Origin of the sequence: Synechococcus sp. WH 5701 (genome assembly GCF_000153045.1) — a bacterium.
Classification (GTDB): domain Bacteria; phylum Cyanobacteriota; class Cyanobacteriia; order PCC-6307; family Cyanobiaceae; genus Regnicoccus_A; species Regnicoccus_A antarcticus.
On record NZ_CH724159.1, the window covers coordinates 1,119,893 to 1,133,532 of the forward strand.

A 13,640-nucleotide genomic window follows, 5' to 3' on the forward strand; every position below is an offset into this window, starting at 1 on the left:
CGATGCGCTTGCTGTTCATCCATCAGGCCTTTCCGGGTCAGTTCCTGCATGCCATCACAGGCCTGTTGGCCCGTGGCCATGAGGTCCATGCGATCGGCGCCGGCGAGGCAGCCTTTGTTCCCGAGGGCTGCCACTACCACACTTATGCCGTGGTTCAGGCGCAGCAGCTGCCGGCAGGCCTGTGTGACCCCGGCCTGGAGCTCTGCCTGATCCGAGGCGAGCGGGTGGCCGCCCTCGCCAGGGCACTGGCCCAGCAGGGCTTCGATCCAGCCGTGATCGTGTTCCACAGCGGCTGGGGGGAAGGCCTCTATCTGCGCGAGATCTGGCCGCAGGCGCTGCTCATCACCTACCCGGAGCTCTACGGCACCCCCTCCCTGCTGGAAACCAGCGATCCAGATGCTCCTCCCCTCGACATCGGCCGCCGCCAGCTGCTCCAGCGCAACAACCTCGTCTCCCTGGCCGCCCTGGCGAACGCGGATGTGGCGCTCAGTCCAACCCTCTTCCAGCGCAACACCTTTCCGGCGCCATGGCGCAGCCGCTTTCAGATCATCCACGAGGGAATCGACACCGAGCGGATCAAGCCCAACCACCAGCAGGTGTTCAGGCTTCCGGGCGGGCGAGTCCTGGGCTCTGCTGACCTCGTGCTGACCTACGTCAGCCGTTCGCTCGAGCCCCTGCGCGGATTCTGCCGCTTCATGCGCGCCCTGCCGGAGCTGCTGGATCGACACCCCAGCCTGCAGGTGGTGATCGTGGGCGCGGATGATCCCAGCTACAGCCCCCCCAGCTCCCACCCCGGCGGCTACCGGGGCGCCATGCTCGAAGTGCTCGGTGCCGCCATCGACCGGGATCGCGTCCATTTCCTCGGACTGCTTCAACGCCAGCAGCTCACCGCCCTGCTTCAGGTGAGCAGCGTGCACGCCTATCTCACCTATCCCTATACCGTCTCCTGGAGCCTGTTGGAGGCCATGGCCTGCGCGGCCGTCGTGGTTGGCTCCGACACCGAAGCGGTGCGCGATGTGATCCGGCATGGAGCCAATGGCCTGCTGGTCCCCCTTGACGACACCGCGGCGATCACGGCAGGCCTCGATGCCGTTCTGCGCGACCCTGCGGCCCACGCCCACCTCGGCCTGGCAGCCCGTGAAACCGTGCTTCGCCGCTTCGAGCGCCAGCAGAGCGTTGCCATGTTCTGCGACTGGATCAACAGCTTGCTCGTGCAGCGCTCCATTCGCTGAAGGCCAGCAGCACCGCGTCGATCGCCCCTCCCCAATCAGCGCTCGCCCGCTGGCGAAACAAGCGAAGGCTGGGGTACCAGGGGCTGTCGTCACGCTCCCGCTGCCAACGGGGATCAGCACCCCATGGCAGCAGAATCCAGCCCGGGGCTCCCATGGCGCCCACCAGGTGGGCCATGGCCGTATCGACACTGATCACCAGGTCCAACTCCTGCACCACCCGCGCCGCCCGGCTGAAATCAGTCAGCTCCAACCGCGGAGAGGCCAGATCGAGCCCGAGGGCGGCAGCCAGACCCTGATCCTCACCGAACTGGAGATTGATCACCCAGGCCCCTTGCGCCCGCAGGCCCACCACCAGGTTCCACAGCACCTGCGCCGGCAGACTGCGCTTGCGGTATTCCCGCTCCTTGTAGGGATCCTCGTGGTTGCGGCCCGCCGCCCAGACCAATCCCACCCGCCAGGAATCCCCAGGCGGCGGCGAAGGCAGCAACGACAGCGTGGAATAGCTCCAGAGAGGAGAGCGCAGATAGGGAGCCTCGGGAATCGGTGGTCCCAGCTCGTGGGGAAGGCTCAGAAGCGATCCATGGGCAAGGGGTTCTGAGGCCTGGGCCGATCCCAACGACTTGTCCACCACCCGCGGAGGGCGAGGCAGCCAGGCCAGCCCTTCACGCAACAGTTGAATCAGAGACGACTCAACAACCAGAACCACTTCCCCACTGCCCTCCCATCGCTGCCGTTGGTGCACGAGCACCGGCACCCAGCGCAGGTACTGAAGAATGTCCCCGAATCCCTGCTCACTCCAGATCCACACACTCAGCCGGGGATCCAGCTTCGGCAACGCCTCATCGCCCCAGCAGGGAGATGGCAGCCATGGGTTCCATGAGGGCAGAGCCGAGCGGTGCTCCATCTCCGCATAGGCGGATCGGTAGTCTTCCAGGCCAATGCGCACCTGGCTGCAAGCCCAGGAGATGACGGGGTCCAGCCCTGGACCACTCTCCCTAGCGCAGCAGGCTGCACGGTCATAGGCCAGCACCGCCTCCTCGAACCGGTTGAGGTCCTTGAGGCAATTCCCCAGCCCCCGCCAGGCCATGGAGTCGTCGGGGGCCAACTGAACCGCCTGGCGGTAGCAACCCTCGGCGGCGCCGGCGAGATCAGCCAGCCACAGCACATTGCCGAGGCTGATCTGCAGCCGATCGTTGTCCGGCTCCAGGACCAATGCCTGGGCGTAAACCTGTGCGGCACCCAACCAGTCGTGGACTTGCTCCAACCCATGGGCCTGAGCCACCAGGGACATGAGGCTCATGGCAGCACCTTCCACATCCCTTGATCCTGCATGACCCTCCCCCTCACCGCACGACTCGGCCTACCACTGGACAACTTCAGGAGTCTCACAAGACTCAAGGCTGCTGATGTGAGTTTCACTACCATGAAGCTTGAGATATCCAAAATCCATGACAGGAGGCAAAGGCCTTGTGCCGCAGTGGTTTTGGGGGTGAAAGTGTAGTCCTTAACACTTCATCCCGTATGCGCGCGGCCATTGGCTCGTTCACATTGAACAATTCTTAAGGACAAACCTTCATTGGGCTGATATGGTCTGTCCATCCAGCCGGGTATCCCTAAGAACCGCCCATGACCACGCCAATCGGTTCAACTTTTACCGACCTACAAATCACTTTTCAAGCAACCACTTACCAGGGGCCTCCCCAGGACTTTGTCTCTGTATCTCTAGGCACCAACTTCACGAGCACTGGGTCTGGTGGTACTTTTGTAGCCTCCAGCACTTCGAATGCCGTTGTCTTCGGCTCCAGCCTTCCTCCGAGCACTACTCTCCCTGCACTGGCCAACCTCGTTCTCTCACCGCTTCCTTCTCAAATCAACGCCCTCTATTCCTTCAGCAACCAACTTCAGATCGGATCCTCCCCGGTCAATCTGTTCCCGCCCTCTACTCCCTGATTTCTTCAGACCACTTCAGGCTAATACCTGGCTCGTTTGCTCAAGTTCCCCCCAGGCCTTTGGCCCGGGGGGAATTTTTTTTGATTGGATCTGCGATCCGCCAATGGCTTACACCAACGCCAGCTCCCGGCTCCTGGCGAGCTGGAAGCGCAGCCTTGGCGGCTCCGCTCCGGTCTCCACATCCACCGCGATCGTGCTGCCCTCGGGGAACTGACCGGCCAGGATCGCCTTGGCGATCGGGGTTTCCAGCTGCCGCTGGATCGCCCGCTTCAGCGGCCGAGCCCCGTAGACCGGGTCGTAACCAACGCCCGCGAGCCAGTCGAGGGCGGCGCCATCGAGATCGAGGCCGAGCTTGCGGTCCTCCAGGCGCTGGCGCAGCCGTTGCACCTGCAGCTCCACGATCTGGCGCAGTTCCTCGGCGCGCAGGCTGTGGAAGATGATCGTTTCATCCAGGCGGTTGAGGAACTCGGGCCGGAAGTGAGCGCGCAGGGCCTCGTTCACCCGCTTCTCCATCTCGCCGTGGCGGGCCGGATCACCGGCCAGATCAAGGATCGAGCTGCTGCCGATGTTGCTGGTGAGAATCAGCACCGTGTTGGTGAAATCCACTGTGCGCCCCTGGCCATCGGTGACGCGGCCGTCATCGAGGATCTGCAGCATCACGTTGAAGACATCGGGGTGGGCCTTCTCCACCTCATCAAAGAGGATCACGGCATATGGCCGGCGCCGCACCGCTTCGGTGAGCTGGCCACCCTCCTCGTAGCCCACGTAGCCCGGAGGCGCTCCGATCAGGCGGGACACGGCGTGCTTCTCCATGTATTCGCTCATGTCAATGCGCACCATGGCGTCGTCGCTGTCAAACAGCTGGGAGGCCAGGGCCTTGGAGAGCTCCGTCTTGCCCACGCCGGTGGGGCCGAGGAACAGGAAGCTGGCGATCGGGCGGTTGGGGTCGGAGAGGCCGGCCCGGGAGCGCTGGATCGCATCGGCCACAGCGGTCACGGCCTGGCTCTGACCGATCACTCGGGTGTGCAGCTCATCCTCGAGATGCAGCAGTTTCTCCATCTCGCTCTGCACCAGCCGCGAAACGGGGATGCCGGTCCACTTGGCGATCACCTCGGCGATGTCGTCTTCGGTGACCTCCTCGCGCAGCAGGGTCTTCTCGCCATCACCCGCATTCAGTTCGGCTTCCTTGACGGCCAGCTTCTTGTGCAGGTCCGCCAGGGTGCCGTACTCCAGCTCGGCCGCCTTGTTGAGGTCGTACTGACGCTTGGCCTGCTCCACCTGCAGCTGCACCTGCTCGATCTCCTCCTTGATGGCGCTGAGCTGATCGATCGCCCCCTTCTCCTGCTGCCACTGGGCATTGAGGGTGCTCTGCTGCTCGCTCAGATCGGCCAACTCCTTCTCCAGCCGCTCCAGGCGGTCCTTGCTGGCGGCATCGGATTCGCGGCCCAGCGACAGTTTCTCCATCTCAAGCTGCAGGATGCGCCGGTCGAGTTCATCGATCGCCTCCGGCTTGGAGGTGATCACCATCTTCAGGCGGGCCGCTGATTCATCCATCAGATCGATCGCCTTGTCTGGGAGAAAGCGATCGGCGATGTAGCGGCTGGAGAGCACCGCTGCCGCCACCAGGGCGTTGTCGGCGATGCGCACGCCGTGATGCACCTCGTAGCGCTCCTTGAGGCCACGCAGGATCGAGATCGTGTCCTCCACGGTGGGCTGATCCACGAACACCTGCTGGAAGCGGCGCTCCAGGGCGGGATCCTTCTCGATGTGCTGGCGGTGCTCATCGAGGGTGGTGGCACCGATGCAGCGCAGTTCACCGCGGGCCAGCATCGGCTTGAGCAGATTGCTGGCATCCATCGAGCCGCCGGCGGCGCCGGCCCCCACCACGGTGTGGATCTCGTCGATGAACAGCACGATCTGCCCCTCACTGGAGGTCACTTCCTTGAGCACCGCCTTCAGCCGCTCCTCGAACTCACCGCGGTACTTGGCCCCGGCGATCAGGGCGCCCATGTCGAGGGCGATCAGCTGACGGTTCTGCAGCGCCTGGGGCACATCACCATTCACGATCCGCTGGGCCAGGCCCTCCACGATGGCCGTCTTGCCCACGCCGGGTTCACCGATCAGCACCGGGTTGTTCTTGGTGCGGCGGCTGAGAATCTGGATCGTGCGGCGGATCTCCTCGTCGCGGCCGATCACCGGATCCAGCTTGCCGTCGCGGGCGGCCTGGGTGAGATCGCGTCCGTACTTCTCCAGGGATTCGTAGGTGCCTTCGGGGTTCTGATCGGTCACGCTCTGGTTGCCGCGCACGGCCTGGACGGCGTCCTTGAGTTTGTCAGCGCTGGTGCCGGCCTGAGAGAGCAGCCGTTTGCCGCAGCGGTCGTCGATCGCCAGGGCCAGCAGCAGGTGCTCGATCGAGATGAAGCTGTCGCCGTAGGTCGCCTTGAGCTGTTCGGCCTGATCGAGCACCTCATTGAGACCCTTGCCCAGGAACACGTTCTCCGGAGCCGCGCCCAGACTGGGCTGGCTCGCGAGGTACGACTCCACCGCCTGGTTCAGGGCCGCCACATCAACGCCGGCCTTTTCGAGGATGCGGGTGGCCAGTCCGGGCTGGCTGATCAGGCTGGCGAACAGATGCTCGCTCTCCAGCTGCTGCTGCCGGCGCTGCTGGGCCAGCTGCTGCGCGGCCACGATGGCGGCCCAGGCCTTCTCCGTGAACGCTTCGGCGGTGGGGTGCATGGATGATCTCCTCATGGGTGTTCGTTGCTGAAAGGCTATGAACGACCCGATGGCCAGCACAGGATGGGTAGGCCGAAACAATTGGCGAATCAACCGAACGGCGGCTCAGACCGGTCCGTAACGTCAAGCCCATGCCGCGCCGTTACCCGATGCCCAGGACCCGTTCTCTCGCGACGCTCGCAGCCCTTGTCCTGCTGTCAGCGGGCCTGGCCCCCGGCGCTGCGGCCGCCAGCTGCACCTACCTGCCGGCCGTGGGGGGAGGCAACAGCGTCAGCAAGACGATCCAGTTGAACGGCCCCCTGGTGTTTCCCTTCGGCCGCACCAACTTCAACACCGACTTCAGCGTGAATCGGGCCTTCTCCAGTTACAAAGTGAACTTCAAGTCCACCTCCACCGAGCGGGGCCCCTACCCCATCCAGGCCTACCTCAAGTTCAGTGATGGCACCAACCTGCAGGTGGTGAACGAAACCCTCGACGCCCAGCCCGGCCAGTTCCGCCAGTTCGGCCCCTTCTACCCACCCGCGGGCAAGCTGGTGACCCAGGTGAACGTGAAGGTGGGCTCGGGCTACAACGCCAACGCCACCGGTTTCAGCTACACGATCTCGGTGTTCGGCTGCCGCTGAGGAAGCGGGCGCAAAGCAGGCCAGGTTCAGAGGTCCAGGCTCGGCAGCGCCCGTGGGCAGAGCTTGAGCGGGCAGCCATCGGCGCTGTACAGGGCATCCGCCGCCGACAGGCAACCGCCGGCGTTTTTGCGCGGCACCTGCCGTGGCTGGATCCTCAGCGGTTGCAGCACCGAGTCTTTCAGGGGGACCAGCAGCGGGCAGGAGGCCCCAGGCACCCAGGGCGCGCTGGACAGGGGTGGTACTGCCAGGGGCTGCTGGGCCAGGGCGGAAACGGGAGCGCCGAGCATCAGGGGGAGCGCCGCCAGGAGTGAACGCATCAACACTGGAGTTGCCATGATGACGCCGCGTCAGGCCACGGGCCCAGGGTAGGGATGAGCAACGAGGAGAGGGAAGATCTGGTGGGGCGACTGGCGCAGGAATCCCGCGACTTCGAGGGCACCAGCAAGGATCCTGAGCGCAATTGCTGGCTGGTGGTGCACCGCCATGCCCATGGGGTGCTGCCCAGCGAATACGACATCCGCGACGTGCCCGAAGATCTTTACCTCGAGGTGCTCGCCAGGCGCCGAGAGCTCAGCTGAGGCTTTCGTCCGGTCACGGAACCCATCAGATCGGCCACAGGCTCGATCCTGGACCGGGTCAGGAACCGAGCGGCCTCCTCAGCGGAACAGGCCTGCTCCAGATCGGCCCAGTCGATGGCATAGCCCAGGGCCCTGGCTCGCTCGATCAGCTGCCCCCATGGCTGATGGCCCCTGTCGGTGCTCCACTGCTGGGCACCCTGCCGCAGCAAGGCCCTGAGGTTCGGCTGCTGCTCGGCATCGACCACCAGCCGTCGCAGTTGCTCCAGAGACATCTCAGCCGCTCCATCGGGCCTGCCCACCATCGCGCCGCAGCCATGGACAGCACAGCCTCGTGACACAAAGACAAAAAAACCACCCCTGAGGCAGGGGTGGAGAAGTGAAGGCGTAGACGCCGATCAGCTGAGACCAGAGGAGCAGGTACTGGTGACTCTGGATCAGGCCCAGCCCTTGGCAGCCATTTCCTCGACGTAGGCGGACACATCGGCGATGTCAGTTTCGGTCAGCTTGCCGAGAAAGGCCGGCATGGCGTTCTTGCCAACGGTGACCTGAGCGGCGATGGCTGCCTCATGGTCGCTGCTGTAGTTGGCCAGGTAGGCCGTCAGGGCATCAGCCTTGAGGGTGCGCTCGGCGTTCACCACATTGCCGCCACCCATGTGGCAAGCGGCGCAGTTGGCGGAGAAGATCTGGCCGCCGTGGGCAGCGTCGGCGGCAAAACTGGGAGCGGCTCCCAGCAGCAGTGCCAGGCAGACGGCGAAGAATGAAAGCAGGCGACGCATCAGGGAGGCGAGCAATGGAGCGGGCAACCCGTCAAAAATAGAGTCCCGCCACCGGAAGAGAGCCGGCGGCGGGAGCGGATCGAAACAATGTCGTTACTGAGCCCCAGCGGGGTTCACTCGACGATCACCTTGCCGACCATGCCGGCACCGCGGTGGGGCTCGCACCAGTAGTCGTAGGTACCGGCCTGATCGAAGGTTTCATCCCAGCTTTCCCCGGGGGCGAAGGCCAGGGTGGTGTGGCTGAGCTCCTCATGGCCATCGAAGACGGCGTTGTGGGGGGCCAGCTTGTTGTTGACGAAGTGGACCGTATCGCCCTTGCTGATCGTGATCTCGCTGGGCTCGAAGGCGAGCATGCCGGCGTCGGTGCCGAGCTTCACTTCAACGGTGGCAGCCTCAGCCGGCTGCACGGAGCTGACGCTCACCAGGACCAGCAGCGCTCCGAGCAGAGCAGAAGCGGCAACAGCCCGGAAGAGGCGAGCCGCGGAAGCCATCAGACCCTGAACCATCTTGTATTCCTGACACTGAGGGCAGTGTATGACGTCTTCAGATCCTTCCGCGGTGAGGCAGCCCCGCCAGCTCGAACACCGCCTCCAGGCTGGGGGCATGGCTCACCAGATCGAAGCGCTCCGGCGGGCTCACCGGGTCGTGGATGAAGTGGCGCTGGCGGATGCTGAAGCGATCCCAGGCATTCACCTCGATCGGCAGCACCCGGATCAGGGCTTCGATCCACCAGCCGTTCAGCGCCAGCCCGAAAGGCGGCCGCCAGCTGCGGCGCCAGCGGCAGAGGCGGCTCACGGTGTCGTCGACGGTGACGGCAGGCTGACCCAGCACGAGCCGGCGCAGCGGCCCCTGATTCGGCTCCGGATTGGGCTGGTGGGGGTTCAGGGCGAGATGGGAGCAGACCAGGGCGATGTCAGCGGCATGGATGAAATGGAAGCTGGCCTCGGCCCGCAGCCACTTCGCCAGCCACAGCCAACGCACCGCTTCCTTGAGGCCGGCCGTGAGGTAGCTGGTGGGGTGGGGATCGCCAGGACCCACCGAGCCACCGAACACGAGCGTGGGAAAGACGGCGACGATCCGCTCGGCCAGGGGATGGCGCTCCAGCTGCTGCAGGCAGAGGGCCTTGGTCTGGATGTACTCGGTGCCGTAGGCCTCCGCTTCCGGCAGCAGCTGCAACTGCTGGTCAAGGATGCTGGCGGTGGAGAAATAGATGATCTGCTCCAGACGCTCGGGATCGAGCCGGCCCAGCAGCTCTTTCACAGCCACCACATTCACCTGATGGGCCCGCTCGGGGTCGCCCCAGGCTGTGGCGGTGTGAATCACCCGGGTGGCCGAGGCGATCGCAGCGGCATGGGGTGCCTGATCGCGCAGGTCCCCCACCAGCAGGGTGATGCGCGGATGCTGCCGGGGCACGGCCGTCAGCTTGGCGGGATCCCTCAGCCAGAGCAGCAGCTCGGCATCGGAGTTGCCCAGCAGCTGCTCGGCGATGGCCTGGCCGACGCAACCGCTCGCTCCCGTGATCAGAACCCGGGCGGGTCCGTTGGCGCTGCTCAAACGGCTGCCCCCAGCAGCTCGTTCACCGACTTGCCGGCCTCGAAGAACACCCGGGCGTTCTCTTCGGGCGTGCCCGGCAGGATGCCGTGGCCGAGGTTGAGGATGTGGCGGCGGCCTCGGGCCTTGAGCACGGTGTCGACGATGCGTGCCCTGATCGCTTCCGGCGTGCCGAAGAGCAGACCTGGATCCACATTGCCCTGCACACCGAGGTGCTGCGGCAAGCGGGCGCAGCCATCGGCCATGTCAACGGTCCAGTCGAGCGAGATGAAATCGACACCGGTGGTGGCCATCCGCTCCAGCACACCGGCGCTGCCGGAGATGTAGAGAATCAGGGGGGTATCGGGGTGCTTCGCCTTGACCTGATCCACCACCCGTTTCTGATAAGGAGCGGCGAACACGTCGAAGTCGATCGGGCTGAGCTGACCGGCCCAGGAATCGAACAGCTGCACCACCTGGGCGCCGCTCTCGATCTGATAGCTCACGTAGGCGGCGATTGAATCAGCCAACAGGCCCAGAAGGCGGTGCAGCAGCGCCGGCTCCTGGAAGGCCATGGCCTTGATCACGGCGTAGTTCTTGCTGCTCCTGCCCTCCACCGCATAGGCGGCCAGGGTCCAGGGGGCCCCCACGAAGCCCAGCACCGCCGCCCCGTTGCCCACGCTCTGTCGCAGCCGGCCCAGCACCTCGCCGACGAACGGAAGTGAGGCCGCCGGCTCCAGGGGCCTCAGCGCTTCCACCTGGGCAAGGGTGCGAATCGGCGGGTCGATGATCGGTCCCTTGCTCTCGATGATGTCGAAATCGATCCCCATCCCCGGCAGGGGCGTGAGGATGTCGGAGAAGAGAATCACCCCATCGGGTTGAAAGGCCCGGTACGGCTGCATCGAAATCTCATAGGAGAGATCGGGCTGCTCCGAGCGTTCCCGGAAGCCGGGATGGCGGTCGCGCAGGTCGCGGTAGACCTTCATGTAGCGCCCGGCCTGGCGCATCATCCAGACCGGTGGCCGCTCCACCTGCTCACCTCGGGCGGCGCGCAGCAGCAGGGGGAGCGAGTCGGCCATGGGTGAAAGGAATGCCAGGGGCGAACCTACCCGAGCGCACCACCTGTTTCGGCGGCTTCGTCACAGAGGGCCTGGCTGCGTACCGGGTCGCGCTGCAGCACCAGCACGCTCAGGGGCGGCAGGCAGAGGTCGAGCGACTGGCTGTAGCCATGGAGCGCCCACTCCTCGGTGAATTTCCCTCCCAGATTGCCGAGGTTGCTGCCGCCGTAGCGGCTGCTGTCGGTGTTGAAGGCTTCGGCGTAGTAGCCCTCCATCGGCACCCCGACCCGGTAATGGGAGTGGCTCTGGGGCGTGAAGTTGGCCACCACCACCACCCAGCGGCCCGTGAGGCTCTCCCGGCGCATGAAGCTGATCACCGAATGGCGGCTGTCGCTGCAGTCGATCCACTGGAAGCCGTAGTGGTCGAAATCCTCCCTCCAGAGGGCCGGCTCCTCGCGGTAGTAGCGGTTGAGGTCGTCGACCAGGTTGCGCAGACCCTGATGGGCCTCGAACTGCAGGAGGTCCCACTGCAGGTCGCCCCAGACATTCCATTCGGAGCGCTGGCCGAACTCCATGCCCATGAAGATGGTCTTCTTGCCCGGGTGGGTCCACATGTAGGCGAGCAGGGCGCGCACATTGGCGAACTTGTGCCAGTCGTCGCCCGGCATCTTGTGCAACAGGTTGCTCTTACCATGCACCACTTCATCGTGGCTGAGAGCCAGCATGAAGTTCTCGGTGTAGTGGTACATGATCGAGAATGTGACATTGTTCTGGTGGAACTGCCGGAACCAGGGATCCAGCTCGAAGTAATCGAGCATGTCGTGCATCCAGCCCATGTTCCACTTGAGGTTGAAACCGAGGCCACCCATTTCAGTGGGCTTGGACACCATTGGCCAGGTGGTGGATTCCTCGGCAATGGAGAGAGCACCGGGAAAATGATGAAACAGCACCGAATTGGCCTGCTGCAGGAAGCGCACCGCCTCGAGGTTTTCGCGGCCACCCTGCTCGTTGACCAGCCATTCGCCATCGGGACGCAGGTAGTCGCGGTAGAGCATTGAGGCCACCGCATCCACCCGGATGCCATCGATGTGAAACTCCTCGAACCAATAGACCAGATTGGCCACGAGGAAGTTACGCACCTCATTGCGGCTGTAGTTGAAGATCAGCGTGCCCCACTCCTTGTGCTCGCCGATGCGGGGATCGGCATGCTCATAGAGGTGGCAGCCATCGAAGAAGGCCAGGCCATGAGCATCCTTGGGGAAGTGGCCGGGCACCCAGTCGAGGATCACCCCGAGACCTTCGGCATGACAGCGATCGACGAAGGCCCGGAATTCATCCGGCGGACCGAAGCGGCTGGTGGGGGCGTAGAAGCCGGTCACCTGATAGCCCCAGGAACCATCGAAGGGATGCTCGGCGATCGGCATCAGCTCCAGATGGGTGAACCCACGCGCCTTCACGTAGGGGATCAGCCGGTCGGCCAGCTCGGGATAGGTGAGCAGGCGTGCTCCGGGCTTGAGATCGGCGGCTGCCACGGGCGGACGCGGGCTGCCGTCAGCCTCCAGGAAGGGCTGATCAGCCGGGCCATGCATCCAGCTGCCCAGATGCAATTCGTACACCGAGATCGGCTGATTCAGAGGATCCCGGCTGTCGCGCTCGGCCAGCCAGGCCTGATCGCCCCAGCGGTACTGGCCCAGCCGGGAGACCACCGAGCCCTGCTGGGGGCGAACCTCATGCTGGAAGCCGTAGGGATCGGCCTTCTGATAGCAGTGGCCCTCAGGGGAGCGCACCTCGTATTTATAGAGATCTCCGGGCTTCAGGCCGGGCACGAACAGCTCCCAGATCCCGCCCATGCGCAGTTGCATCGGGTGATGGCGACCATCCCAGCCGTTGCATTCAGCCAGCAGGGCCACACTGCGGGCATTGGGGGCCCAGAGGGCGAATTGCACGCCGGCGATGCCGTCGCGCTCGCAGGGGTGAGCGCCGAGACGGCGCCAGATGTGATGGTGGTTGCCTTCCGCGAAGAGATGGCGGTCAAGTTCGCCCATCCACTCCTCGCGGAAGGCCCACGGGTCGTGCTGCTGGTGCTCGATACCCCCACGCTGCACCCGGTACTCGTAGCGCCGGCCCGGGTCTTCGCTCAGCTCGACTTCAAAAACCCAGGGATGGTGGGGCGTGGCCATCGGCAGGGCACGGCCATCGAGCAGCAGGTCAACCTGGCTCGCTTCCGGCATCCAGGCCCTCACCACCCAGCCATCACCCTTGGGCTGGGGCCCAAGCACGGCAAAAGGATGATCGTGCCGGCACTCCTGAAGCCTCTGGCCGTCTTGGACCATCCATTCGAGGCTGGTGGAGGGCATCGAGCATCAGCGGACGGAAGGGGAGCTTAGGCCCGCCGATCCTGGAGGTCCCTCCACGCTCAGGGCAATGGGCTGCCAGGCATGGCCGGATCCTCGGGGAAGTCGACGCCGATGATGTGACCCTGAGCGTCGAAGATCACGAACAGGTTGTCGGTGACCCTCTGGAACTGGGTGGTGACGAGCACCAGCTGCTGTGGGCCTCCTTCACTGGCCACCACGGTGCCGCGCAGGCGCTGGAATGAACCGGTGAATTTCTCGAGATCCTTCCAGCGGTTGAGCAGATCCTGGGGGGTGATCTCGTCCTGGAGATCGCGGATCAGCAGGCTGCGGGCATCCACCACCCGGCCCTCGCTGAGTGAAGTGATGAAGTTGGTGGCGATCTGCTTGATCGGCGTGTCGTTCTGATCCAGCTCCCAGCCCAGCACACGTCCGCGGCCGTCGAGCACCAGCACCAGGGGACGGCTGCCGCTGGAACCCCTCAGCTCCGCCTCCACCGTGCTGTCATCCACCCCCGTTGACACGTCGGTGATGCGGCTGCCGAGGATGGGCCCCTGCCTCTGCAAGCGTTGACGCACCCGCTCCACCGTGGTCAGTTTCTGCAGATCAGGGGCCAGACGGTCAAAGACAGCCTGACTGTCCTGGCGCTTCAGGGCATCAAGCACCACCTGCCCGGCGGCTCTGGCCTCGGCTGGCTGCAGCGCGGAGGTGGCCAGGGCCTGCCCTCCATGGAGTCCACAGGCCAGGGCCATCGCCAGCAAAGGGACGCGCAGATTCACGGAGGTGCGGGCGTTGGGCTCGCG

13 protein-coding genes are annotated in these 13,640 nt (G+C 64.8%); 3 read left to right on the forward strand and 10 right to left on the reverse strand.

Features of this window, described 5'->3' with window-relative positions; translation table 11 throughout:
* Positions 1 to 2 precede the first annotated feature (2 nt).
* The gene (locus WH5701_RS06615) at positions 3 to 1,232 is read left to right on the forward strand and encodes a glycosyltransferase (RefSeq protein WP_006171344.1); all 1,230 of its coding nucleotides are present in this window, start codon (positions 3 to 5) and stop codon (positions 1,230 to 1,232) included.
* Here WH5701_RS06615 and WH5701_RS06620 read toward each other — a convergent pair.
* Together WH5701_RS06620 and clpB are read right to left on the reverse strand one after the other, a co-directional pair.
* Positions 1,198 to 2,532, reverse strand: coding sequence for a tetratricopeptide repeat protein (locus WH5701_RS06620; RefSeq protein ID WP_006171345.1), 1,335 nt, complete (start codon positions 2,530 to 2,532; stop codon positions 1,198 to 1,200). The two genes, WH5701_RS06615 and WH5701_RS06620, sit on opposite strands and share 35 nt — an antisense overlap.
* Before the next feature lie 758 nt (positions 2,533 to 3,290).
* Positions 3,291 to 5,918: an ATP-dependent chaperone ClpB gene (clpB, locus tag WH5701_RS06625; protein WP_006171346.1), complete on the reverse strand. Its 2,628-nt coding sequence runs from the start codon at positions 5,916 to 5,918 to the stop codon at positions 3,291 to 3,293.
* 131 nt (positions 5,919 to 6,049) lie between these two features.
* Between clpB and WH5701_RS06630 the strand changes: the two genes are divergently transcribed.
* Positions 6,050 to 6,541 (forward strand): hypothetical protein, encoded by a 492-nt coding sequence (locus WH5701_RS06630; RefSeq protein ID WP_006171347.1) that lies wholly within the window; start codon positions 6,050 to 6,052, stop codon positions 6,539 to 6,541.
* A gap of 26 nt (positions 6,542 to 6,567) precedes the next feature.
* Here WH5701_RS06630 and WH5701_RS06635 read toward each other — a convergent pair whose 3' ends face one another.
* Complete coding sequence (locus WH5701_RS06635) at positions 6,568 to 6,858, reverse strand: hypothetical protein (RefSeq protein WP_006171348.1); 291 nt, start codon at positions 6,856 to 6,858, stop codon at positions 6,568 to 6,570.
* A gap of 54 nt (positions 6,859 to 6,912) precedes the next feature.
* Here WH5701_RS06635 and WH5701_RS06640 point away from each other — a divergent pair, with 54 nt between their 5' ends.
* Positions 6,913 to 7,119 (forward strand): hypothetical protein, encoded by a 207-nt coding sequence (locus tag WH5701_RS06640; RefSeq protein WP_006171349.1) that lies wholly within the window; start codon positions 6,913 to 6,915, stop codon positions 7,117 to 7,119.
* Here the strand turns inward: WH5701_RS06640 and WH5701_RS18015 are convergent.
* From WH5701_RS18015 to WH5701_RS06675, 7 genes are all read right to left on the reverse strand, one after another.
* Positions 7,080 to 7,421: a hypothetical protein gene (locus WH5701_RS18015; protein ID WP_006171350.1), complete on the reverse strand. Its 342-nt coding sequence runs from the start codon at positions 7,419 to 7,421 to the stop codon at positions 7,080 to 7,082. The two genes, WH5701_RS06640 and WH5701_RS18015, sit on opposite strands and share 40 nt — an antisense overlap.
* Positions 7,422 to 7,553: 132 nt before the next feature.
* Entirely contained in the window at positions 7,554 to 7,895 is a 342-nt protein-coding gene (locus tag WH5701_RS06650) for a c-type cytochrome (protein WP_037980570.1), read from the reverse strand.
* A 113-nt stretch (positions 7,896 to 8,008) separates the two neighbouring features.
* Positions 8,009 to 8,386 (reverse strand): plastocyanin, encoded by a 378-nt coding sequence (petE, locus tag WH5701_RS06655; RefSeq protein WP_050751477.1) that lies wholly within the window; start codon positions 8,384 to 8,386, stop codon positions 8,009 to 8,011.
* Positions 8,387 to 8,438: 52 nt separating this feature from the next.
* Positions 8,439 to 9,449 (reverse strand): NAD(P)-dependent oxidoreductase, encoded by a 1,011-nt coding sequence (locus tag WH5701_RS06660; RefSeq protein ID WP_006171353.1) that lies wholly within the window; start codon positions 9,447 to 9,449, stop codon positions 8,439 to 8,441.
* Positions 9,446 to 10,504: a uroporphyrinogen decarboxylase gene (gene hemE / locus WH5701_RS06665; protein WP_006171354.1), complete on the reverse strand. Its 1,059-nt coding sequence runs from the start codon at positions 10,502 to 10,504 to the stop codon at positions 9,446 to 9,448. The genes WH5701_RS06660 and hemE overlap by 4 nt, the downstream gene beginning before the upstream one ends.
* 26 nt (positions 10,505 to 10,530) lie before the next feature.
* The gene (glgB, locus tag WH5701_RS06670; protein WP_006171355.1) at positions 10,531 to 12,840 is read right to left on the reverse strand and encodes a 1,4-alpha-glucan branching protein GlgB; all 2,310 of its coding nucleotides are present in this window, start codon (positions 12,838 to 12,840) and stop codon (positions 10,531 to 10,533) included.
* A gap of 59 nt (positions 12,841 to 12,899) precedes the next feature.
* A complete protein-coding gene (locus tag WH5701_RS06675; RefSeq protein WP_156776586.1) occupies positions 12,900 to 13,616 on the reverse strand; it encodes a DUF3887 domain-containing protein in 717 nt (238 codons plus the stop codon).
* Positions 13,617 to 13,640 lie beyond the last annotated feature (24 nt).

Excerpts from the sequence above, each read along its gene's own strand:
- WH5701_RS06615 (WP_006171344.1), top strand. The coding sequence starts at position 3 with ATGCGCTTGCTGTTCATCCATCAGGCCTTTCCGGGTCAGTTCCTGCAT.
- WH5701_RS06640 (WP_006171349.1), top strand. The coding sequence starts at position 6,913 with ATGAGCAACGAGGAGAGGGAAGATCTGGTGGGGCGACTGGCGCAGGAA.
- WH5701_RS06650 (WP_037980570.1), bottom strand. The coding sequence starts at position 7,895 with ATGCGTCGCCTGCTTTCATTCTTCGCCGTCTGCCTGGCACTGCTGCTG.
- WH5701_RS06630 (WP_006171347.1), top strand. The coding sequence starts at position 6,050 with ATGCCGCGCCGTTACCCGATGCCCAGGACCCGTTCTCTCGCGACGCTC.
- glgB (WP_006171355.1), bottom strand. The coding sequence starts at position 12,840 with ATGCCCTCCACCAGCCTCGAATGGATGGTCCAAGACGGCCAGAGGCTT.
- WH5701_RS06635 (WP_006171348.1), bottom strand. The coding sequence starts at position 6,858 with ATGCGTTCACTCCTGGCGGCGCTCCCCCTGATGCTCGGCGCTCCCGTT.
- WH5701_RS06620 (WP_006171345.1), bottom strand. The coding sequence starts at position 2,532 with ATGAGCCTCATGTCCCTGGTGGCTCAGGCCCATGGGTTGGAGCAAGTC.
- clpB (WP_006171346.1), bottom strand. The coding sequence starts at position 5,918 with ATGCACCCCACCGCCGAAGCGTTCACGGAGAAGGCCTGGGCCGCCATC.
- hemE (WP_006171354.1), bottom strand. The coding sequence starts at position 10,504 with ATGGCCGACTCGCTCCCCCTGCTGCTGCGCGCCGCCCGAGGTGAGCAG.
- petE (WP_050751477.1), bottom strand. The coding sequence starts at position 8,386 with ATGGCTTCCGCGGCTCGCCTCTTCCGGGCTGTTGCCGCTTCTGCTCTG.
- WH5701_RS18015 (WP_006171350.1), bottom strand. The coding sequence starts at position 7,421 with ATGGTGGGCAGGCCCGATGGAGCGGCTGAGATGTCTCTGGAGCAACTG.